Source organism: Rhodoplanes azumiensis (assembly GCF_042682915.1).
Taxonomy (GTDB): Bacteria; Pseudomonadota; Alphaproteobacteria; order Rhizobiales; family Xanthobacteraceae; genus Rhodoplanes; species Rhodoplanes azumiensis.
Genome location: NZ_JBHUIW010000033.1, coordinates 1 through 20,629, shown reverse-complemented (window position 1 = coordinate 20,629; position 20,629 = coordinate 1). Strand labels below are relative to the sequence as shown.

Annotated in this window: 18 protein-coding genes; 10 read left to right on the top strand and 8 right to left on the bottom strand. The window is 70.9% G+C overall.

What is annotated here, in order from left to right:
* Positions 1-14: 14 nt before the first annotated feature.
* Positions 15-956, top strand: coding sequence for a LysR family transcriptional regulator (locus ACFSOX_RS21280; RefSeq protein WP_378479832.1), 942 nt, complete (start codon positions 15-17; stop codon positions 954-956).
* A 25-nt stretch (positions 957-981) separates the two neighbouring features.
* On the opposite strand, the gene ACFSOX_RS21275 is transcribed toward ACFSOX_RS21280, so the two are convergent.
* On the bottom strand, positions 982-1,926 hold the full coding sequence (locus ACFSOX_RS21275) for a hydrogen peroxide-inducible genes activator (protein ID WP_378479831.1): 945 nt from the start codon (positions 1,924-1,926) through the stop codon (positions 982-984).
* Between the two features lie 164 nt (positions 1,927-2,090).
* On the opposite strand from ACFSOX_RS21275, the gene katG reads away from it, so the two are divergent.
* Both katG and ACFSOX_RS21265 read left to right on the top strand, forming a co-directional pair.
* Entirely contained in the window at positions 2,091-4,301 is a 2,211-nt protein-coding gene (gene katG / locus ACFSOX_RS21270) for a catalase/peroxidase HPI (RefSeq protein ID WP_378479830.1), read from the top strand.
* Between the two features lie 374 nt (positions 4,302-4,675).
* Positions 4,676-5,437, top strand: coding sequence for a carbonic anhydrase (locus ACFSOX_RS21265; RefSeq protein WP_378479829.1), 762 nt, complete (start codon positions 4,676-4,678; stop codon positions 5,435-5,437).
* 231 nt (positions 5,438-5,668) lie between these two features.
* Here the strand turns inward: ACFSOX_RS21265 and ACFSOX_RS21260 are convergent, their stop codons facing one another.
* The 4 genes from ACFSOX_RS21260 to ACFSOX_RS21245 all read right to left on the bottom strand — a co-directional run bounded on the left by ACFSOX_RS21260 (position 5,669) and on the right by ACFSOX_RS21245 (position 10,645).
* Positions 5,669-6,775 (bottom strand): esterase-like activity of phytase family protein, encoded by a 1,107-nt coding sequence (locus ACFSOX_RS21260; RefSeq protein ID WP_378479828.1) that lies wholly within the window; start codon positions 6,773-6,775, stop codon positions 5,669-5,671.
* Positions 6,772-8,670 (bottom strand): cobaltochelatase subunit CobT, encoded by a 1,899-nt coding sequence (gene cobT, locus ACFSOX_RS21255; RefSeq protein ID WP_378479827.1) that lies wholly within the window; start codon positions 8,668-8,670, stop codon positions 6,772-6,774. Before cobT ends, ACFSOX_RS21260 begins: the two co-directional genes overlap by 4 nt.
* Positions 8,671-8,798: 128 nt before the next feature.
* Positions 8,799-9,785, bottom strand: a complete 987-nt coding sequence (cobS, locus tag ACFSOX_RS21250; protein ID WP_378479826.1) for a cobaltochelatase subunit CobS — start codon at positions 9,783-9,785, stop codon at positions 8,799-8,801.
* Positions 9,786-10,021: 236 nt separating this feature from the next.
* Positions 10,022-10,645, bottom strand: a complete 624-nt coding sequence (locus ACFSOX_RS21245) for a J domain-containing protein (RefSeq protein WP_378479825.1) — start codon at positions 10,643-10,645, stop codon at positions 10,022-10,024.
* 252 nt (positions 10,646-10,897) lie between these two features.
* Between ACFSOX_RS21245 and ACFSOX_RS21240 the strand changes: the two genes are divergently transcribed.
* Positions 10,898-11,170, top strand: coding sequence for a BolA family protein (locus ACFSOX_RS21240; RefSeq protein WP_378479824.1), 273 nt, complete (start codon positions 10,898-10,900; stop codon positions 11,168-11,170).
* Between the two features lie 81 nt (positions 11,171-11,251).
* Here the strand turns inward: ACFSOX_RS21240 and ACFSOX_RS21235 are convergent, their stop codons facing one another.
* The 3 genes from ACFSOX_RS21235 to ACFSOX_RS21225 form a co-directional block, all read right to left on the bottom strand.
* Positions 11,252-12,550: an HlyC/CorC family transporter gene (locus ACFSOX_RS21235; RefSeq protein ID WP_378479823.1), complete on the bottom strand. Its 1,299-nt coding sequence runs from the start codon at positions 12,548-12,550 to the stop codon at positions 11,252-11,254.
* A gap of 104 nt (positions 12,551-12,654) precedes the next feature.
* Positions 12,655-13,782, bottom strand: a complete 1,128-nt coding sequence (gene aroB, locus ACFSOX_RS21230; RefSeq protein WP_378479822.1) for a 3-dehydroquinate synthase — start codon at positions 13,780-13,782, stop codon at positions 12,655-12,657.
* A complete protein-coding gene (locus ACFSOX_RS21225) occupies positions 13,779-14,462 on the bottom strand; it encodes a shikimate kinase (RefSeq protein ID WP_378479821.1) in 684 nt (227 codons plus the stop codon). The genes aroB and ACFSOX_RS21225 overlap by 4 nt, the downstream gene beginning before the upstream one ends.
* A 322-nt stretch (positions 14,463-14,784) precedes the next feature.
* Here ACFSOX_RS21225 and ACFSOX_RS21220 point away from each other — a divergent pair, with 322 nt between their 5' ends.
* The 6 genes from ACFSOX_RS21220 (at position 14,785) to ACFSOX_RS21195 (ending at position 20,488) form a co-directional block, all read left to right on the top strand.
* Positions 14,785-15,423: a Spy/CpxP family protein refolding chaperone gene (locus ACFSOX_RS21220; protein WP_378479820.1), complete on the top strand. Its 639-nt coding sequence runs from the start codon at positions 14,785-14,787 to the stop codon at positions 15,421-15,423.
* A gap of 138 nt (positions 15,424-15,561) precedes the next feature.
* A complete protein-coding gene (locus ACFSOX_RS21215) occupies positions 15,562-16,251 on the top strand; it encodes a response regulator (RefSeq protein WP_378479819.1) in 690 nt (229 codons plus the stop codon).
* A gap of 90 nt (positions 16,252-16,341) precedes the next feature.
* A complete protein-coding gene (locus ACFSOX_RS21210; RefSeq protein WP_378479818.1) occupies positions 16,342-17,586 on the top strand; it encodes a sensor histidine kinase in 1,245 nt (414 codons plus the stop codon).
* A gap of 93 nt (positions 17,587-17,679) precedes the next feature.
* The gene (locus ACFSOX_RS21205; RefSeq protein ID WP_111358340.1) at positions 17,680-17,832 is read left to right on the top strand and encodes a histidine kinase; all 153 of its coding nucleotides are present in this window, start codon (positions 17,680-17,682) and stop codon (positions 17,830-17,832) included.
* Between the two features lie 3 nt (positions 17,833-17,835).
* Positions 17,836-18,960, top strand: a complete 1,125-nt coding sequence (locus ACFSOX_RS21200) for a site-specific tyrosine recombinase XerD (protein ID WP_378479817.1) — start codon at positions 17,836-17,838, stop codon at positions 18,958-18,960.
* Positions 18,961-19,459: 499 nt separating this feature from the next.
* Positions 19,460-20,488: a class I SAM-dependent methyltransferase gene (locus ACFSOX_RS21195; RefSeq protein WP_378479816.1), complete on the top strand. Its 1,029-nt coding sequence runs from the start codon at positions 19,460-19,462 to the stop codon at positions 20,486-20,488.
* The last annotated feature ends 141 nt before the right edge of the window (positions 20,489-20,629 follow it).

Genomic DNA, 20,629 nt, shown 5'->3' with positions numbered 1-20,629 from the left:
GCACTTAAGCTCGATTGAATGATCACACGCGCGACGAGATGATCACGCTCGACGACCTGCGTTTCGTGGACGCGCTCAGCCGCACCGGCTCGCTGAGCGCGGCCGCGCGCGCCCTCGACGTGACGCCGCCGGCGCTGTCGATGCGGCTGAAGCGCCTGGAGCAGGCGCTCGGCGTCGGCCTCGTGGTGCGGTCGTCGCGCAGCCTGCGCTTCACCGGGGAGGGCGAGCGTCTGGTCGCCGAAGCGCAGGCCCTGCTGGGCCGCATCGAGGCGTTGCCGGACGAGCTGTCCGCCGCGGGGCGCAGCGTCGCCGGCCGCCTGCAGGTGGTCGCGCCGTTCGGCTTCGGCCGGCACCACGTGGCGCCGCTGATCGCCCGCTTCGCCGCGAAGCATCCGGCCGTGCGGGTCGCGCTCGATCTGTCGGAACGGCCGTGGCGCGAGAACCAGGACGCCGACGTGGTGATCCATATCGGCGAGGCGCGCGACTCGGCCTGGATCGCGCATCTGCTCGCCCGCAACAGCCGGTGGATCTGCGCCAGCCCGGAGCATGTCCGGCGTCACGGCGCGCCGGAGCAGCCACGCGATCTCCTGCGGCACGCCTGCCTGTGCGTGCGCGAGAACGACGAGGACGTGACGCTGTGGCGATTCCGCAAGGCCGGGCGTGGCGCGGCCTCGTCGCGGCCCGACGCGATCCGGGTCTCGCCGGTGCTGACCAGCAACGACGGCGAGGTCGTGCGCAACTGGGCGGTCGACGGCCTCGGCTACGTGCTGCGCTCGGAATGGGACGTGGCGCCGCTGGTGCGGCGGGGCGTCTTGCAGCGCGTGCTGACGCGCTGGGAGTTCGGCGCCGCCGACGTGCTGGCGCTCGTCCCGGCCCGCCGCGGAATCTCGGCCCGGGTCAGCCAGTTCGTCGGCTTCGTCGAGGCCGCGTTCCGGCCGCGGCCGCCCTGGCGGTGACGGCGGCGCGCCGCGCCGTCGTCGCTCACGCCGGCACGGCGGCACCGGCCCGGCAGGCGGCGGTCGGCAGTGCACCCGCGTCGGAGACCCCGAGCGCCTCGGTGATGCGGCGGGCCAGGACAGAAAAGTCGGCCTTGCGGGGCGAGGTGCGGCGATAGGCGAGCGCGACGGTGCGGCCCGGCTCGGGCGCCGCGAAGCGCAACAGCTTGATGCGCGTGTTGTCGCGCTCCACGGCAGCCGCGACCTGCGGCAGCAGGGTCGCGCCGAAGCCGGAGGCGACGAGTTGCACCACGGTGGCGAGGCTCGTGGCGCCGAGCCCGCCGGCGTCGCCGCGCCCGCCGGCGCACACCGCGAGCGCCTGATCGCGCAGGCAGTGCCCCTCCTCCAGCAGCAGCAGCCGCTCCTCGACGAGCGCGCCGACCGCGACCGGCGTCGTCGCGGGGCGCGGGTCGGCGGCCGGCACGGCGAGCACGAACGGATCCTCGAACAGCGCCAGGGTCTCGACCTCGGGCTGCTCGACCGGCAGCGCCAGCATCACGACGTCGATCAGGCCGCGGCCGAGCTCGTCGACCAGGGTCCGGGTCTGGCTTTCGCGCAACTCCACGGTCAGCTCGGGATGATGGCGTTGCAACGCCGGCAGCACCTTGGGCAGCACATAGGGCGCGAGCGTCGGGATCACGCCGAGCCGCAGCGGGCCGGCGAGCGGCCCGGCATGGTGGCGTGCGCAATCCTCGAGGTCGCGGGCGCCGGCGAGCAGCTCCTCGGCCCGGCGGGCGATCTCGACACCGACCGGGGTGAGGGTCACGTCGCCGGGGCGGCGCTCGACCAGTTCCACCCCGAGGCGCGCCTCCAGGTCGCGGATCTGCATCGACAGCGCGGGCTGGCTGACCGCGCACTCCGCCGCGGCGCGGCCGAAATGCCGGGTCCGCGCCACCGCCCCGAAATAACGCAGCTGCTTCAGCGTGATCATGCCGATAAGTTAGCCTTATCGGAAGGCCCATGCAATACGATTAGACCTGATCGAAAGAAGCGCCCATGGTGCCGGCATCCCGACGCCGAGGCGAATGCGAACACGCGGGCCTCCGGCGCGAGACGATCCGAAAGAACACAGCCCCACCCCCGGGAGCGAGAGACATGGACGCGAAGACGGACGACAAGGGCGCGGGCAAGTGCCCGTTTTCGGGCGGCAGCCGCGGCCCCCGGAACCGTGACTGGTGGCCGGAGGCGCTCGACATCGGCGTGCTCCACGCCAACTCGAAGAAGTCCGACCCGATGGGCGACGGCTTCGATTACGCCGAGGCGTTCAAGAGCCTCGACCTCGCCGCCGTCAAGGCGGACCTGCACGCGCTGATGACCAGTTCGCAGGAGTGGTGGCCGGCCGACTGGGGCAACTACGCCGGCCTGATGATCCGCATGGCCTGGCACTCGGCCGGCACCTATCGCATCACCGACGGGCGCGGCGGCGCCGGCGCCGGTCAGCAGCGTTTCGCGCCGCTGAACAGTTGGCCGGACAACGCCAATCTCGACAAGGCGCGGCGTCTGCTGTGGCCGATCAAGCAGAAATACGGCCGCAAGATCTCGTGGGCCGACCTGATGGTCCTGGCCGGCAACGTCGCGCTGGAGACGTGTGGGTTCAAGACGTTCGGCTTCGCCGGCGGCCGCAAGGACGTGTGGGAGCCGGAGGAGCTGTACTGGGGCCCGGAGGGCTCGTGGCTCGGTGACTCGCGCTACTCCGGCGAGCGCCAGCTCGAGGAGCCGCTCGCCGCCGTTCAGATGGGCCTCATCTACGTCAATCCGGAAGGGCCGAACGGCAAGCCCGACCCGGTCGCCGCGGCGAAGGACATCCGCGAGACCTTCTACCGGATGGCGATGAACGACGAGGAGACGGTGGCGCTGATCGCCGGCGGCCACACGCTCGGCAAGACCCACGGTGCCGGCGACCCGGCGCTGATCGGCGCCGATCCGGAAGGCGCCGCGATCGAGGACCAGGGGCTCGGCTGGAAGAGCGGCTACGGCACCGGCGTCGGCGCCGACGCGATCACGGGCGGCCCGGAGGTGATCTGGACCCAGACGCCGACGACGTGGAGCAACCACTTCTTCGAGAACCTGTTCAAATACGAATGGGAGCTGGAGAAGAGCCCGGCCGGCGCGTATCAGTGGCGGGCCAAGAACGCGGAGCCGTCGATTCCGGATCCGTTCGATCCGAGCAAGAAGCGCGTCCCGACCATGCTGACGACGGACCTGTCCCTGCGCTTCGATCCGATCTACGAGAAAATCTCGCGCCGCTTCCTGGAGAACCCGGCGGCGTTCGACGACGCCTTCGCGCGTGCCTGGTTCAAGCTCACCCATCGCGACATGGGGCCGCGGGTGCGCTATCTCGGACCCGAGGTGCCGAGCGAGGTGCTGATCTGGCAGGATCCGGTCCCGCCGGTCGACCACGAGCTGATCGGCACGCAGGACATCGCGACCCTGAAGGCGAAGATCCTCGCCTCCGGCCTCTCGGTGTCGCAGCTCGTGTCGACCGCCTGGGCGTCGGCCTCGACGTTCCGCGGCTCCGACAAGCGCGGCGGCGCCAACGGCGCGCGCATCCGCCTCGCCCCCCAGAAGGACTGGGAGGTGAACCACCCGGCCGAGCTCGCCAAGGTGCTCTCGACTCTGGAGGGCATCCAGGCTGCGTTCAACGGCGCGCAGAGCGGCGGCAAGAAGGTGTCGCTCGCCGACCTGATCGTGCTCGCCGGCTGCGCCGCCGTCGAGAAGGCCGCGAAGGACGCCGGCGTGACCGTGACGGTGCCGTTCACGCCGGGCCGCACCGACGCCTCGCAGGACCAGACCGACGTCGAGTCGTTCAAGGTTCTGGAGCCGCGCGCCGACGGCTTCCGCAACTACGTCGCCAAGCGCACGCAGTTCATGTCCCCCGAGGAGGCGCTGGTCGACAAGGCCCAGCTCCTCACCCTCACCGGGCCGGAGATGACCGTGCTGATCGGCGGCCTGCGGGTGCTCGGCGCCAACCACGGCCACACGACCCACGGCGTGCTCACCGACCGGCCGGAGCGGCTGACGACCGACTTCTTCGTCAACCTGCTCGACATGCGCTGGCGCTGGGAGCAGTCGGCGACCGAGGGCGTGTTCGAGGGCCGTGATCGCAAGACCGGCGAGCTGCGGTGGACCGCGACCCGCGTCGACCTGATCTTCGGCGCGCATTCACAACTGCGCGCCTTCGCCGAGGTCTATGCCTGCGCCGACGCCCAGGAGAAATTCGTGACGGACTTCGTCGCCGCCTGGACCAAGGTGATGAACGCCGACCGCTTCGACATCGTCGGTGCCGGCACCCACGAGGCGGCGTGACGCTCCGCATGCGACACGACGGCGCCGACCCGATCTGATCAGATCGCGCCGGCGTCCGAAATCACCCCCGCGATCACCCCCGAACCCCCGCGTCCCGATACCCCCGCGGGACGATCACGGAAGCGGCCGGAGCATTCGGGCTCCGGCCGTTGTCGTCGTTGCGGTACCCCGATGGGAGTCCGACGATCCGAACCGGCTCCTCGACAATTGACCGCGCGAGATTCCACAAAGTTCAAGATGGATCTTCATCGTCCATCAACGCGGACCGCGGAGCCTGGGTCGGGGTGCCGTGTCGTGCCGACCGGTGCCCGTCCCCACCGACGCCCGGCCGTGCAGACGGCCCGACCAGCCCCGGCCCGAGAGGACGATTCTTCATGTGTGACGACCCCCGCTGCATGCACGCCCTGCCCTCCACCGCGTCGACCCGCGCCGCACTGTCACGCCGCACCCTGCTCGGCGTCGGCGCCGCGGTCGCGGGCGGCTTCGGCAGCTTCGCCGCGACCGGCGTCGCGCCGGCCGCCGCCCAGGCTGCCGCGGCGCGGCCGAACGCGATCGGGCCGGACGCGGCGCTGAAGCGGCTCGTCGACGGCAATGCGCGCTACGTCGCCAATGCGATGGAGAACCGCGATTTCTCGGCCGGCCGGGTGGCGCGCGCGAGCGCGCAGTACCCGATCGCCGGGCTGGTGAGCTGCGCCGACTCGCGCGTCGCCCCCGAATACGCCTTCGATCAGGGACCGGGCGAGTTGTTCGTCGTGCGGCTCGCCGGCAACTTCGTGGACGATCACGGGCTCGCCAGCCTCGAATACGGCGTCGCCGTGCTCGGCCTGCCGCTGATCATGGTGCTGGGCCACTCCGGCTGCGGCGCCGTCGACGCCACCGTCAAGGCCGTCAAGGACAGGACGGTGCTGCCCGGTCACCTGCCGCTGCTGATCGACGCGATCCGCCCGGCCGTCGAGGCGGCCGAGAAGACCAAGGCCGCCAACCCGCTCGACGCGGCGATCGCCGAGAACGTTCGTTACAACGTGCGCCGCCTCGTCGAGGCGAAGCCGATCGTCGCGGAGGCGGTGGCCGGCGGCAAGGTGAAGGTCGTCGGCGCCGTCTACGACATCGCCACCGGCAAGGTGGCGATGGTGTGAGCACGCGCGATCGAAGCGGACGCCGACATCACGAAGCCACACCCGATAAGGCACGGCTTCGACCTCTCCCCGGCGGGGAGAGGTCGGGGTTCGCGCCGAAGGCGTGAAGTCCGGGTGAGGGGGTGCCGAGCTCACCGACTGGCGCCTACGCCCCTCACCCCGACGCGCAAGAGCGCGTCGACCCTCTCCCTCTGGGAGAGGGTAAGAGCCGAGCTGATCCGTCGGAGGCCGTCACTCGTCCAGCAACGTGAACTGCAGCAGCACGGTGCGCTGGAGGAACGAGAAGTTGTCGTCCGACATCAGCGTCAGCACGGTCTCGCCGCCGTCGCCGACATGGACGCCGAGCGCCTCCATGTTGTCGATCTGGAAGCCCATGTCGGCGGTGATCAACACCGGGCCGTCGACCACGGCGCCGGGCGCGATCGACGCGATCGGGATCCGGCGCAGCCGCATCGCGACTCCGGTCGTCCAGGTGAAGCGGCGCTCCAGCAGCAACAGGTCGCCGTCCGGCAGCAGCGCGGCGTCGCTGACGTCGAAGCCGTCGTGGCGGGCGACCGCGAACAGGCCGGGGCGCGGCCCACCGACGAGCGCGGCCCTGACGTTGCCGGCCGGATCGAGCGCCCGCTCGGTGATCACGATCAGGGCGCCGGCGAGCGGCGAGGCGGGCGTTCCGCGCGGCACCGCGACGAGCGCCTCGACGCCGCGGTTGGTCGGCAGGCCCGAGAGTCCGGCCGGCCACGGCACGAGCTTCGCGGGCGCCGCCATGCCGAGCTTGCCGTAGTCGAACCGCACGATGCGATTGACCCGCTCGATGCCGACATAGGCGATGCCGCGGTCGATCGTGAGGGATTCGGTATCGTACCAGCCGCGCTCGTAGAGGGTGCGCCCGTCCGGGCCCATGATCGGGCTCATCGCGGCGTCGGCGACGCCGACCGGGCGCTGGCCCTGGTAGACGATGCGGCCGGCGAGCCATTCGGACTTGTCGGTGACGGCGAGGAAGCGCGCGGCGTCGAGCATCGCGAGGCCCGAGATGCCGCCGAACGACTTGCTGCGCGAGGTCAGCTCGAGGCCGCCGCGAAACTGCAGGCGGCCGAACCGGACCTGGTTCGGCTTGCCGATCTCGAAGGTGGCGATCGGCCGCGCCTCGATCTCGATCGCCGCGGGCTCGGCTCTGGGCTGGATCGGGGCACGGGCCGGCGCGGCGGTGCCCCGCTGCGACGATCCAGCGACGGGCTGGGCGCGCCCGTGCGGGGCCGAGACCCCGATCGCGGCGACGACCACGAGCGCCGCGAGGCCGATGCCGGCGACGGCGATCCGGGTCCGGCCGCGGCCGGTCACGCGTCGTACCGGCGGCGGGTGCGCTGCTTGCGCTCGCGCGACATCGCCTGCTCGTCGAACAGCTCGGCGAGCTTGTCGGTCATCACGCCACCGAGCTCCTCGGCATCGACGATGGTGACGGCGCGGCGGTAGTAGCGCGTCACGTCGTGGCCGATGCCGATGGCGATCAGCTCGACGGGCGAGCGCTGCTCGATCTCCTCGATGATGTGACGCAGATGGCGCTCGAGATAGTTGCCGGAGTTGACCGAGAGCGTCGAGTCGTCGACCGGCGCGCCGTCCGAGATCATCATCAGGATCCTGCGCTGCTCGGGCCGCGCCAGCAGGCGCTTGTGCGCCCAGTCGAGCGCCTCGCCGTCGATGTTCTCCTTCAGAAGCCCCTCGCGCATCATCAGGCCGAGATTGCGCCTGGCCCGCCGCCACGGGGCGTCGGCCGCCTTGTAGACGATGTGGCGCAGGTCGTTGAGGCGGCCCGGATTGGCCGGCTTGCCGGCGGCGAGCCACGCCTCGCGCGACTGGCCGCCCTTCCAGGCGCGCGTCGTGAAGCCGAGGATCTCGACCTTGACGCCGCAGCGCTCCAGCGTGCGCGCCAGAATGTCGGCGCAGGTGGCGGCGACCGTGATGGGACGTCCGCGCATGGAGCCGGAATTGTCGATCAGCAGCGTGACGACGGTGTCGCGGAAGTCCGTGTCCTTCTCCCACTTGAAGGAGAGCGGATGCAGCGGATCGATGACCACGCGGGGGAGGCGGGCCGGATCGAGAATGCCCTCCTCCAGGTCGAAGTCCCAGGAGCGGTTCTGCTGCGCCATCAGGCGGCGCTGCAGCCGGTTGGCGAGACGCGCGACGACGCCCTGCAGATGGGCGAGCTGCTTGTCGAGATAGCCGCGCAGCCGCTCGAGCTCCTCCGGCTCGCACAGATCCTCGGCGCCCATCACCTCGTCGAACTTGGTGACGTAGGCCTTGTAGGCGGGACCGCGCGGCTCGTTGCGGCGCTCGCGCATCTTCCACGGCTCGGCCGCGGTCTCCGGATTGCCGCTCTCCGTGTCCTCGGGCATCTCGGCCGAGGGCGCGTCGAGCGCCTCGGTCGCGCTCTCCGGCATGTCGTCGGCGGAGGCGTCGGCCTCCTCGACGGTCGAGCGCTCCATGTCCTCGCTCTCGGAGGTCTCGCCGTCCTGGCCCTGATCGTCCTGCTGGCCGTCCTCCTTGCCCTGCTCCTCGTCGTCCTCGTCGTCGGCGCGGCCGCGCTCGTCGCCCATGTCGAGCGAATCGAGGAGGTCGTGGACGGCGTCGCCGAAGCCCTGCTGGTCCTCCAGGAAGCGGCCGAGCTTGTCGAGATTCTGGCCCGCCTTCTGCTCGATCAGCGGCCGCCACAGCTCGACGATCTTGCGCGCCGCGGCGGGCGGCGCCGCGCCGGTCAACCGCTCGCGCACGATCATGGCGAGAGCGTCCTCGAGCGGCGCGTCGGCCCGGTCGGTGATCTCCTCGTAGCGGCCGCGGTGATAGCGGTCGTCCAGCATGGCGCCGAGATTGCGGGCGACGCCGATCATCCGCTTCGCGCCGATCGCCTCGACGCGGGCCTGCTCGACCGCCTCGAACACGGCGCGCGCCTGCTGGCCACCGGGCAGCAGCTTGCGGTGCACGGCGTGATCGTGACAGGCCATGCGCAGCGCGATCGCGTCGGCGTGACCGCGCACGATCGCGGCGTCGTCGGCCGAGAGCTTGCGCGGCGGCTCGGGCAGCCGCGCCTTGTTGCCGGCGGCGCCCGGCCGGTCGGCCGCGAACTGCACCTCGAGGTCCGGCTTTCGCGCGATCGCCTTCAGGCAGACGCCGACGGCCCGCTTGAACGGCTCGTTCGGAGCTTCCTTGCCGCCTTTGCCTTTGCTGGTGTTCGACGCCATATCGCTTGCCGTTCCTGCCCCACACTCCGCTCATGCCCGCGCAGGCGGGCATCCAGGGCGCCTCGTCGCGTCGCCCCTGGTTCCCCGCTTTCGCCGGGACACGCGGATCAGGACGACGCGACGGCGCCTCAACTCAGCGCGACGTTGACGGACGACTCCGGCAGCTCCTGGCCGAAACAGCGCTGATAGAACTCGGCGACCAGTGGCCGCTCCAGCTCGTCGCACTTGTTCAGGAACGTGACCCGGAAGGCGAAGCCGATGTCCTTGAAGATGTCGGCGTTCTCGGCCCAGGTGATGACCGTGCGCGGGCTCATCACGGTGGAGAGGTCGCCGTTCATGAAGGCGTTGCGGGTGAGATCGGCGACCCGCACCATCTTGCCGACGATGTCGCGCCCCGGGGTGTTGCGATAGTGCTTCGCCTTGGCGAGCACGATCTCCACCTCGTTGTCGTGCGGCAGGTAGTTCAGCGTGGTGACGATCGACCAGCGGTCCATCTGGCCCTGGTTGATCTGCTGGGTGCCGTGATAGAGGCCCGAGGTGTCGCCCAGCCCGATCGTGTTGGCGGTGGCGAACAGGCGGAAGGCCGGGTGCGGCTTGATCACCTTGTTCTGGTCGAGCAGCGTCAGGCGGCCGGACACTTCCAGCACGCGCTGGATCACGAACATCACGTCGGGGCGGCCGGCGTCGTACTCGTCGAAGCACAAAGCGACGTTGTGCTGCAGCGCCCACGGCAGGATGCCGTCGCGGAACTCGGTGATCTGCTGGCCCTCGTGGATCACGATGGCGTCCTTGCCGATCAGGTCGATGCGGCTGATGTGGCTGTCGAGATTGACGCGCACGCACGGCCAGTTGAGGCGCGCGGCGACCTGCTCGATATGGGTCGACTTGCCGGTGCCGTGATAGCCCGTGACCATGACGCGGCGGTTGCGCGCGAAGCCGGCCAGGATGGCGAGCGTGGTCGGACGGTCGAAGCGATAGTCCGGGTCGGTCTCGGGCACGTGCTCGTCGGGCTCCGAGAAGGCCGGAACCTCCATGTCGGAATCGATCCCGAAGAGCTGCCGGACCGACACCTTCATGTCGGGCAGCCCGGCCACGGCTTCTGTTGCGGCAGTCATTGCTCCTCCTGGCCCCGCGGGGGTGGGGCATCCGGCGTCGGCGGCGTGTCGAGACCGCCTGTTTCTTTAGCAGACCGCCCGCGTGGCGCGGAAGCGGTCTCGGGCGTGATCTGCCGGGAACGGGACGCTGACCCCCATATGGGCATGGCGACGGGAGGTCGCATCCCGGAGACTCGAATGCCGGACCCCCGAATCCCCGAGCCTCGCGTCACGGCGCGCATGCCGCCGGCCGACCATCACACCAGCCCGGTCGTCTTGAGGTAATTGTAGGCCTCGAGGATCTCGCGGAGCTTGTCCTCCGAGCCGCGGTCGCCGCCGTTCGCATCGGGATGGTGGCGCTTCACCAATTCCTTGAAGCGGCTCTTGATTTCGGTGCGGCCGACGCCCGCTTCCAGGCCCAGCGTGTGCAGCGCCTTGCGCTCGGCGTTGCGCACGCTCCGCCGCTCCTGCTCGGCCTTCGCCTTCGTCGGGTCCGCCTGATGTCCGCCGAGCTCGCCGAACAGATCGAACGGGTCGGTCGGGTCGGTGCCGAACACCTGGTCGGGGCGGAAGCGGCGGGTGCGCGGATTGCCGCCGAGCCCGAGCTTCCAGGTCGGACGATGCCCGGTGACGGCGTCCTTCTGGTATGCGGCGACGGCGGAGTCGCTCATGCCGGCGAAGAAATTGTAGTTCTGGTTGTACTCGCGGACGTGGTCGAGGCAGAATCGCCAGTACTCGCGCGCCTGGTTGCGTCCCTTCGGGGCCCGGTGCGTCGCCACGCAGGCGCAGCCCGGCCACTCGCAGGCCGGGCCTTCGGCCGGCCGGCGGTCGCGCTCGGGCTTGACGCGAATGCGATCGAACAGGGGTGAGTCGAACTTCATAACGGACCATTATGGACGTCGCCCGCACCCCCGCAAGAATTGACAGGGGGCGGGTGATATGCTCGCCGACGCCGTGCCGAGACACGCATGTCCGCGACGGGCATGGACGCCCGATGCGGGCACGGGACATGCTTGCACGGGACATGCTTGCACGGGACATGCTTGCACGGAACATGCGTGCCCGAGGCACGCTTGCACGGAACGACGCGTCGGCTCCGAGCCTGACGGGATGGTTCTAACATAGGAAACGCCATGCTGGTTCGCGACATCATGACGGAAAAGCTTTCGGCCGCGTTCGGGCCGTCGCGCCTCGAGGTGATCGACGAGTCCCACCGCCACGAAGGGCATGCCGGCGCCCGCCCGGGCGGCCAGACCCACTTTCGCGTGCGGATCGTCGCGGAAGCGTTCCGCGGCAAGAGCCGGCTCGATCGCCACCGCGCCATCAACCAGGCGCTCGCCGCCGAGATCGAAGGCGGCGTCCACGCGCTCGCCATCGAGGCCTCGGCACCGGGGGAAGGCGGCTGAATTCGTTTCCGGCCCGGCGCCTCGAATCCCTCTCCCCGCTTGCGGGGAGAGGTGACGGGACGGCATCCCGCGCGCCCCGCCTCACCCGGCCCGCACGACGAGCGCGTTCTTTCGCCGCGCCAGCGGGGTGATGCGCAACGAGGTGATGCGGTTGCGCTGGCGGCGCAGCACCTGGAAGCGGAAGCCGTGGAACGTGAAGCTCTGGCCCGGCTCCGGGATCGAGCGCGCCTCGTGGATGACCAGGCCGGCGATGGTGGTCGCGTCGGCGTCGGGCAGGCTCCACTCCATCACCCGGTTGAGATCGCGGATCGGCACGCCGCCGTCGACCGTCACCGAGCCGTCCGGCTGGGTGCGCACGCCGGCGAGATCGACGTCGTGCTCGTCCGAGATGTCGCCGACGATCTCCTCGAGGATGTCCTCCAGCGTGACGAGCCCCATCATCTCGCCGTACTCGTCGACGACGAGCGCGAAGTGGGTCTTGCGCCGCCGGAACGCCTTGAGCTGCTCGGACAACGGCCGGATCTCCGGGACGAACCAGGCCGGCCGCGTCAGCCCCATCACGTCGATCTTGGAGAAGTCGCCGTCGCTGCCGTGCAGGGCGCGCAGCACATCCTTGACGTGCAGCACGCCGACGATGTTCTCCGGCGTGCCCTGCCACAACGGCACCCGCGTCTTCGGCCCCGACAGCACCGCCTCGACGATCTTCTCGGGCGGGTCGGCGGCGTTCGCCATGATCACGTCGGTGCGGTGGATCATCACGTCGGCGACGGTCAGCTCGCGCAGGTCGAGAAGGCCGCCGAGCATGTCGCGGTCGATCTTCTCGACGCCGCCCTCGCGGTGGAACAGGTCGACGGCGCCGCGCAATTCTTCGTGCGGCGTGAGAATGGGCGCGCTCTCGCCGATCACGATGCCGAAGCGCGCCAGGATGAACCGCACCACCGCGTTGACGGCGCCGATCACCGGGCCGAACAGCCGCACGATCGCGGTGATGGGCCGCGCCACCGCGAGGGCGATGCGGTCCGGATTGTCGAACGCCGCGGTCTTCGGCAGCACCTCGCAGAACACCACCACCAGCACGGTCATGATCACGGTGGCGTAGACGACGCCGACCTCGCCGAACCAGGCGAGCAGCAGCCCGGTCGCCATCGACGAGGCGGCGATGTTGACGACGTTGTTGCCGATCAGGAGCGCGCCCAGCAGCCTCTCGCGCGACTCCAGGAGATCGGTGACGAGCGCGGCGCGCCGGCTGCCGTCGCGAGCGAGCCGCGCCATCGCGGCGCGCGACGAGGCGGTCAGCGCCGTCTCGCTCCCCGAGAAGAAGAACGAGGCGGCGAGGCAGACGACCAGGGCGGCGAGGATCAGCCAGTCGGAAGCGTCCATGGCGGGGTCTCGTAGTGGCGCTGCATCCGCGGCTCACCTCTGCCCGCGCCCGGGGAGAGGGAACTGGAGCACGCTTGCGCCGGCCACTCTCACGCGAGCGGCGCTCACGCGAGCTGCGACGCCACGAAGGCGCGGATGTCGTTCGGGTCGAGATCGCGGGTCACGAAGGCCTGGCCGATGCCGCGCGCCAGGATGAAGGTCATGCGGCCGCGCGCGACCTTCTTGTCCTGTGCCATCAGATCCATCATCCGGTCGGCGTCGGGCCAGCGGAACGGCACGTCCTTCACCCGGGTCGGCAGGCCGACATCGGCGAGGTGCTGCTCGACCCGCTCGGCCTCGGTCTTCGGCAACAGGCCGATGCGGGCCGCGTAGCGGAACGCCAGCACCATGCCGAGCGCCACCGCCTCGCCGTGCAGGAGCTTCGCCGAGAATCCCGCCGCGGCCTCGAACGCATGCCCGAAGGTGTGGCCGAGGTTGAGCAGCGCGCGGTCGCCGGTCTCGCGCTCGTCGCGGGCGACGATCGCGGCCTTCATGCGGCAACAGGTGGCGATGGCGTGCTCGCGCGCCGGCCCGCCGGCGAACACGTCACGGGCGTTGGCCTCCAGCCAGGCGAAGAAGCCGGCGTCGCCGAGGAGCCCGTATTTCGCGACCTCGGCATAGCCGGCGCGGAACTCGCGCTGCGGCAGCGTGTCGAGCAGGCTCGTGTCGGCCAGCACCAGGATCGGCTGGTGGAAGGCGCCGACCAGGTTCTTGCCGAGCCGCGAGTTGATCGCCGTCTTGCCGCCGACGGACGAGTCGACCTGGGCGAGCAGCGTCGTCGGCACCTGGACGTAGTCGAGCCCGCGCCGCGTCACCGCCGCGGCGAAGCCGGAGAGGTCGCCGACGACACCGCCGCCGAGCGCGACGACGAGATCGCCGCGCTCGATCTTGGCGGCCAGCAGCTCGTCGCAGACGCGCTCTAGGGTGGCGAAGCTCTTCGACCCCTCGCCGGCCGCGACGATGACGCGAGTCGAGGCGATCCCGGCGGCGGCGAGCGCCGCCTCGACCGCGGCGAGATGCAGGGCCGCGACCGTCACGTCGCAGACGATGGCGGCCTTGGCGCCCGGCTTGAGGGCGGCGAGACGGGGCCCGAGCGTCGCCACGAGGCCGCGGCCGATGACGATGTCGTAGGCGCGCTCGCCGAGCGCGACCTCGACCACGATCGGGTCGCCGGGGCGGGTCGGAGCATTCATGGCGCGGATCCTCTTTGGGCCTGCGGCCCGTCGTTCGGGGCCACGTGCGACCCCTCCGCCGGCGCCGCGGGGGCGGCCGGTGCGTCGGGCCGCGCGACGCCGAGATGGGTCGCGAGCGCGGCGACGATCTCGTCGACGATGACGTCGTGCGGCACGTCGCGCGACTGCACCGTCAGGGCCGCCTCGGCGTAGACCGGATAGCGCTCCGCGATCAGCCTCGCGAGCGTCGCTTCGGGATCGGCGGTCTGCATCAGCGGCCGGTCGGAGCGCCGGCGGATGCGGCGCAGCAGCACGTCGATCTCGGCGTCGAGCCACACCGACACGCCGCGCGCCGCGATCTGGGCGCGGGTGCCGGCGTTCATGAAGGCGCCGCCCCCGGTGGCGATGACGCGCGGCCCGTCGGCGAGCAGCCGATTGATCACCCGCGCCTCGCCGGCGCGGAAATAGTCCTCGCCATGCGCCTCGAAGATGTCCGGGATCGACATCCCGGCGGCCGCCTCGATCTCGTTGTCGGCGTCGACGAAGGGCAGGCCCATGCGGGCGGCGAGCCGGCGCCCGACCGAGGACTTGCCGGCCCCCATCATGCCGACCAGCACGAGCGCGCGCCGCCCGAGCGCGCGCGCCACCGTGGTGGCGAGCCCGGCAGGGTCGGAAGAAGGGCGCAAGGCGACGTCGGTCATGCGGTCCGGCCGATCCGTTCGACGAATGTTCGCGAAGAATGCCCGCTCGATACAACCCCGGCGCCCGCCTGTCCATGCCGGCCCGGAACGCACTGAAGGCCGCGCCGAGGGCCGCGGCGACGGGCACGGCGACGGGCACGCCGACCGGCCGGCGGCGGCCGGTCGGCTTTACATAACTTTACCGGACGGAGAAGCCCGCGAAACCGCCGTCCCCGACAGTGTCGCCATGGCCGATCGACCCGAGCGGTCACGCCGACACCATCGCACCGACGACCGACGGGGCGAACGCCCGACGATCGTCGCGACCCCAGAGGAGACCTCCATGTCCGACCCCACCTCCGCCCCCCGGAACTCCGCCCCGCAGATCCCGTCGACCGTCACGGCCGCGCCGAAGCGCGGCCGCCGCATCGCCTCCTACGCGGTCGTCGCGGCGCTCGCCGCCGGCCTCGTCGGTGTCGGCCTGTCGGCCACCGGCTCGCTCGGCCAGGGCATGGGCTTCGGCGGCCCGTTCGGGCACGGCGGCCCGGGCTTCGGCGGCGGCTTCGGCGGGGGCTTCGGCCCGCCCGGCTTCGGCGGCCCGTTCGGCCGCGCCTTCGATCCGACTCAGGTCGAGCAGCGCGCCGACCGCATGGTGCGCCACCTCGCCGTCGAACTCGACACCACCACGGAGCAGCAGGACAAGCTGCGCGCCATCGTCAAGTCGGCCGTCAAGGACGTGCTGCCGATGCGCGAGAAGCTCCGCACCGCGCGCGGCCAGGCACACGACCTGCTCACCGCCCAGACCATCGACCGCGCCGCGATCGAGAAGCTGCGCGCCGATAACATCGCGCTCGTCGACCAGGTGTCGAAGCGCATCGCCCAGGCGCTCGGCGACGCCGCCGAGGTGCTGACCCCCGAGCAGCGGCGCAAGCTCGACGAGCGCCTGCCGCCGGCCGGCTTCTTCCGCGGGTGGCGCGGCTAGTCCCCAGCCTTCGCCCCCCCGGCCGAGCATCGCCGTCCTCCACCCCGGACGGCGATGCTCACCCCCGTTCGCGGCCCTCTGGCCGCGTCGGGGGTATTTCCGTAGATTGCCGCAACGTGTCTCCCGCCGGCTTCTCCCGTGACCGACCGCATCCTGCTGATCGAGGACGATGCCCGTCTCGCCGAGATGGTGAAGAGCTATCTCGGCGCCGCCGGATTCGACGTCACGGTGGCGCCGACCGGCGGCGCCGGCATCACGCTGCACGACCGCCAGGGCTACGACGCGCTGGTGCTCGATCTGATGCTGCCCGACATGGACGGGCTCGACGTGTGCCGCACGATCAGGACGCGCGCCCGCACGCCGATCCTGATGCTCACGGCGCGCGGCGACGCGATGGACCGGGTGATCGGGCTGGAGATCGGCGCCGACGACTATCTGCCGAAGCCGTTCGAGCCGCGCGAGCTGCTCGCCCGCCTGAAGGCGGTGTTGCGCCGCTCCAAGGGCGGCGAGCCGGTCGCCGAGGTGATGCGGTTCGGCCGTCTGGAGATCGACCTCGGCGCCCGCGAGGTGCGGCTCGACGGCGAGGCGCGGCCGCTGACCAGCTATCAGTTCGAGCTTCTGCTGGTGCTCGCCCGCCACGCCGGCCGCGTGATGTCGCGCGAGGCGATCATGGACCTCGTCAAGCACGAGCGCCTGGAGGCGTTCGACCGCTCGATCGACGTCCACGTCTCGCGCATCCGCGCGGCGATCGAGGACGATCCGAAGAAGCCGCGCCGCGTCATCACGGTCCGCGGCGCCGGCTACGTCTTCGCGAAGGCGCAGGAATGATGTCCCTGACACCGCGTATCGTCGGCACAGCGCCGATTTTCCCTCTCCCCGCGCGCGGGGAGAGGTGAGCCCGATCGCGGAGCGCAGGTGATGCGTCGCCTCTATCACAAGATCTATCTCACCATGGTCGGCGCGCTGGTGCTGCTCGTGCTGGTCGCCGGCGCGATCTGGCGCTTCGGGCCCGGCGGGCCGCCGGGCGGGCAGGCTCTCGAGCTCGCCGGCGATCTCGCCGCCGTGGCACTGCCGTCGGCCGACGCGCCGCAAGCGGCGCAGCAGCACGCGCTGGCCGATCTCGGCTATCGCCTCCGCCTCGACATGGCACTCTACGACGCCGCCGGCCGGCCCATCGCCGCGGTCGGCGGCCCGCTGCCGCCGCCCGAGCCCTCGGGCGATCCCGGCTTTCGGTACGGCCCAGGCGGTCCCGCCTGGGTGATCCGCCTGCCGGACGAGCGCATCCTGGTGGCCCGGCCGCCGCCCCGCCACCGCAGCCCGCTCGTGCCCCTCATGGTGGCGCTCACCCTGATCGCCGTCACGGTCGCGGTCGCCGCCTTCCCGGTGGTGCGTAGCCTGACCCGGCGGCTGGAGACCCTGCAGGCCGGCGTCGAGACGTTGGGGGCCGGCAACCTCGCGGCCCGCGTCCCGGTCGAGGGACGCGACGAGGTCGCCCGCCTCGCCGAGAGCTTCAACCGCGCCGCCGGCCGCATCGAGGAGCTGGTCGGGGCGCATCGCCTGCTGCTCGCCAACGCCTCGCACGAGCTGCGCACGCCGCTCGCCCGCATCCGGCTCGGCGTCGAGCTGATGAAGACACGGCCCGAGCCGCGCCACGCGGTCGATCTCGAGCGCGACATCGCCGAGCTCGACGGGCTCATCGACGAGATCCTGCTGGCGAGCCGCCTCGACGCCATCGGGGCGCCGCAGGCGGCCGAGGAGGTCGACCTCCTGGCGCTGGCCGCCGAGGAGTGCGCCCGCTGGGACTGCACGCTCGACGGCGCCCCGGTGACCCTCACGGGCGATCCGCGCCTGCTGCGGCGGATGATCCGCAACCTCCTGGAGAACGCCGAGCGGCACGGCGCGCCGCCCGTCGAGGTGTCGCTGTCGGTCGAGGCCGGGACGGCCGTGCTCACCGTCGCCGACGGCGGACCCGGCGTGCCGGCCGCGCAGCGCGAGCAGGTGTTCACGCCATTCTTCCGGCTCGCCGGCGATTCGCGCGGCGCCGGGCTCGGCCTGTCGCTGGTGCGGCAGATCGCCCGCCTGCACGGCGGCGACGCGACGGTCGCGCCCCAAGGCGAATCCCGTAGCGGATTCAGGATCGTGCTCCCGCTCGCACGGGCCTGATCCGGCCCACCCCGGTGGGCTTGCATGGCGGCGGCGAACGTGGTCGTAGTCGGGCTTCCCGAGCCGGCCCCGAGGCGCCGCAGGATCTCCCCCATGCCCAGCCTGTTCCGCTTCCTGTTCGTCGTCGGCCTGATCGGCGGCCTGATCTACGGCGGCATGCTGGCGCTCACGCTGTTCGTCGACGTGAAGCCGCGCGAGATCAGCGTCGCGGTGCCGCCGGACCGCTTCGTCAAGCCGCAGCGCTGACCGATGGGTCGCCCGCCGAAGGCTTTCGGTACGCCCGCGCCGGTCGCGCCGCCGCCCCGCAAGGATCCGACGAAGCCGGCTGGGAAGCCGGTCCCGAAGCCCGCGACCAAACCCGCCGCGAAGTCCACGACGCCCGCCCGTGGCACGCCTGTCGCCAGCAAGCCGAAGCGCGGTCGCCCGAAGGCGCCGCGGGCCGTCGCGGCGGACCGCCATGTCGACCTGTTTCTCGACATGATCGCGGCCGAGCGCGGCGCGGGAAAAAACACGCTCGACGCCTATGCGCGCGATCTCGCCGACGTGTCGGACCGCCTGCAGGCGGTCGGCCGCAGCGTGCTCGACGCCCGCACCGAGGATCTTCGCGCCTATCTGGCGGGGCTCTCCGCGCGCGGCTTCAAGGCGACCTCGGTGGCACGAAAGCTCTCCGCCGTGCGCCAGCTCTGCCGCTTCCTCTATGCCGAGGGCCACCGCAAGGACGACCCGGCCGCCATGATCGAGGGGCCGCGCCGCGGCCGGTCGCTGCCGAAGATCCTCTCGGTCGCCGAGGTCGACCGGCTGATCGAGACGGCACGCACGCTCGCGGCGCGCACCGAGCAGAGCGAGGGCGAGCGGCTGCGCGCGCTGCGCATGATCTGCCTCCTCGAGGTGCTCTACGCGACCGGCCTGCGCGTCTCCGAGCTGATCGCGCTGCCGGCCGCGGCGGCACACCGCGACGAGCGCATGCTGGTGGTGCGCGGCAAGGGCGCGAAGGAGCGCATGGTGATCCTCAACGACGCCGCCCGCATCGCGATGAAAACGTGGCTCGGCGCGCTCGCCGAGGCCGGCCGCTTCGAGGGCTCGCGTTGGCTGTTCCCCTCCTTCGGCGAGACCGGCCACCTCACCCGCCAGCACGCCGCCCGCGAGCTGAAGGATCTCGCCATCGCCGCGGGGCTGCGCCCCGACAAGGTGTCGCCGCACGTGCTGCGCCACGCCTTCGCGAGCCACCTCCTGCAGAACGGGGCGGATCTGCGCTCGGTCCAGATGCTCTTGGGCCACGCCGACATCTCGACCACCCAGATCTACACCCACGTCCTCGAGGAGCGCCTGAAGAGCCTGGTGCGCGACCTCCACCCGCTGGCGGACGAGGGGTAGGCGGGACGCGAGGCCTTGCAGATCTCGTCATTCCGGGGCGCGCCGAAGGCGCGAACCCGGAATCCAGCGGCACGCTCAGCACCCTGGGCTGGATTCCGGGTTCGGCGTTGCGCGCCGCCCCGGAATGACCGGCTCATGCAAAGCGCGCAGGATCGGGGGAGCCGAAGGCGATACCCGTCGCCGGCGCGGTGCCGTGGATGACGGGGATCGCTGTCGCTCCACCCATCCTACGATTCTGCGACTGCGTCGGCCGTGAACCACGCGGACCAGGGTAGAGCCCTCGACCGGCATACCGCGCGATTCTCGCACGGCCCAGCCCGACAGACTTACCGATTTATGTTACAGCAACGAGACTGCGGAACGTGTTAATTCGTTCATTTTGACCGTATACATGGCCTCGATAACGGATCCGACGGACTTATGATAATTGCTCCGGTCGGACTTATGATAGCAGCTCCGACCGGGCTCACCGTGTCGGGCGAACCGCGGATGGGTAGCCATGAGCTCGGACCGCATTGCAACCGACGCAGACATTTGTCTTCCTGGCGGCGTTCCGGCGTCGATTGCGAGCGGCCGCACGACGCCGCTCGGCGGGGGCGATCGCGGCGCGGAGGACACCAGGCCCCGTATGGCCGCCGGGATCGATTTCACCGCCGAGCAGATCCACCATTCGGCGTGTCAGATCTGCGGCGGCCCGATCGGCCTGCTGTTCGAAAAGACCACCCGAACCGCCACCTTCTCGATCGTTCGATGCGCGGATTGCGGCTTTGCGTTCGTCAATCCCACACCGAGCGAAGATGCGATCGTCGCATTTTACACGCAAGCTGGTTGCCAAGAGAACTCGCTGCTGTCCCTGGATGCGGTGACGGAGGCCGAACGGATCGATCCGATCACGAGCCGCGAGGCGAAGCGGATCGTCGGGCGGATGCGCGACGCCACGCGGGGACGCCGTTTTCTCGACGTCGGCTGCGGCTACGGGCAGTTCTCCGCGGAAGCGCGCCGTCACGGTTTCTCGGTCGACGTCATCGAGGTCGCCGCGACCGAGCGCACGATCGCGACCGAGCTGCTGGGTTTTGCCCCGACTGCGGTCACCTTCGAGTGCCACCAGGCGGACCATGCTTACGATGCGATCCTCATGAGCCATGTGCTCGAGCATTCGCGTGAGCCCGTCAAATGGCTGCGAAAGGCGGCGTCGTTGCTCTCCGACGGCGGCATCGCGGCAATCGCGGTCCCGAATTTCGGCTCGATCGTCACCGACGTCCTCGGGAAGAACGATCCGTTCGTCACTCCGCCGGCCCACCTGAACTATTTCGCACCGAGGAACTTGGCCCGCGCCGCAGAGGTCGCCGGGCTCAGAATGCTGCGGGTGGAAACCGTGACCTACATTCCCAAGCGGTCGTTCAGCCGCCGTCTCGGCCGGGCGGCGGGTCTTGCATCGCATCGATTGTTCCACACGGTGGCGTCGCCGGTGCTCGATGGCATGAAGAAGGGGACGGTCCTGAACATGTATCTCGGCCGCGCGGCGTGATCTTCATCCGAAGACCTCGGTCACGACCACGCCCGTCGCGGCCATCCACATGTTTCGGCGGACGCCGGCATGGTGGCCAGGCCGAAGCCCACGGCTGTCCGGCACGGATTGTGCTTTATGCGGCGAGCCTCGGTTGGTGGC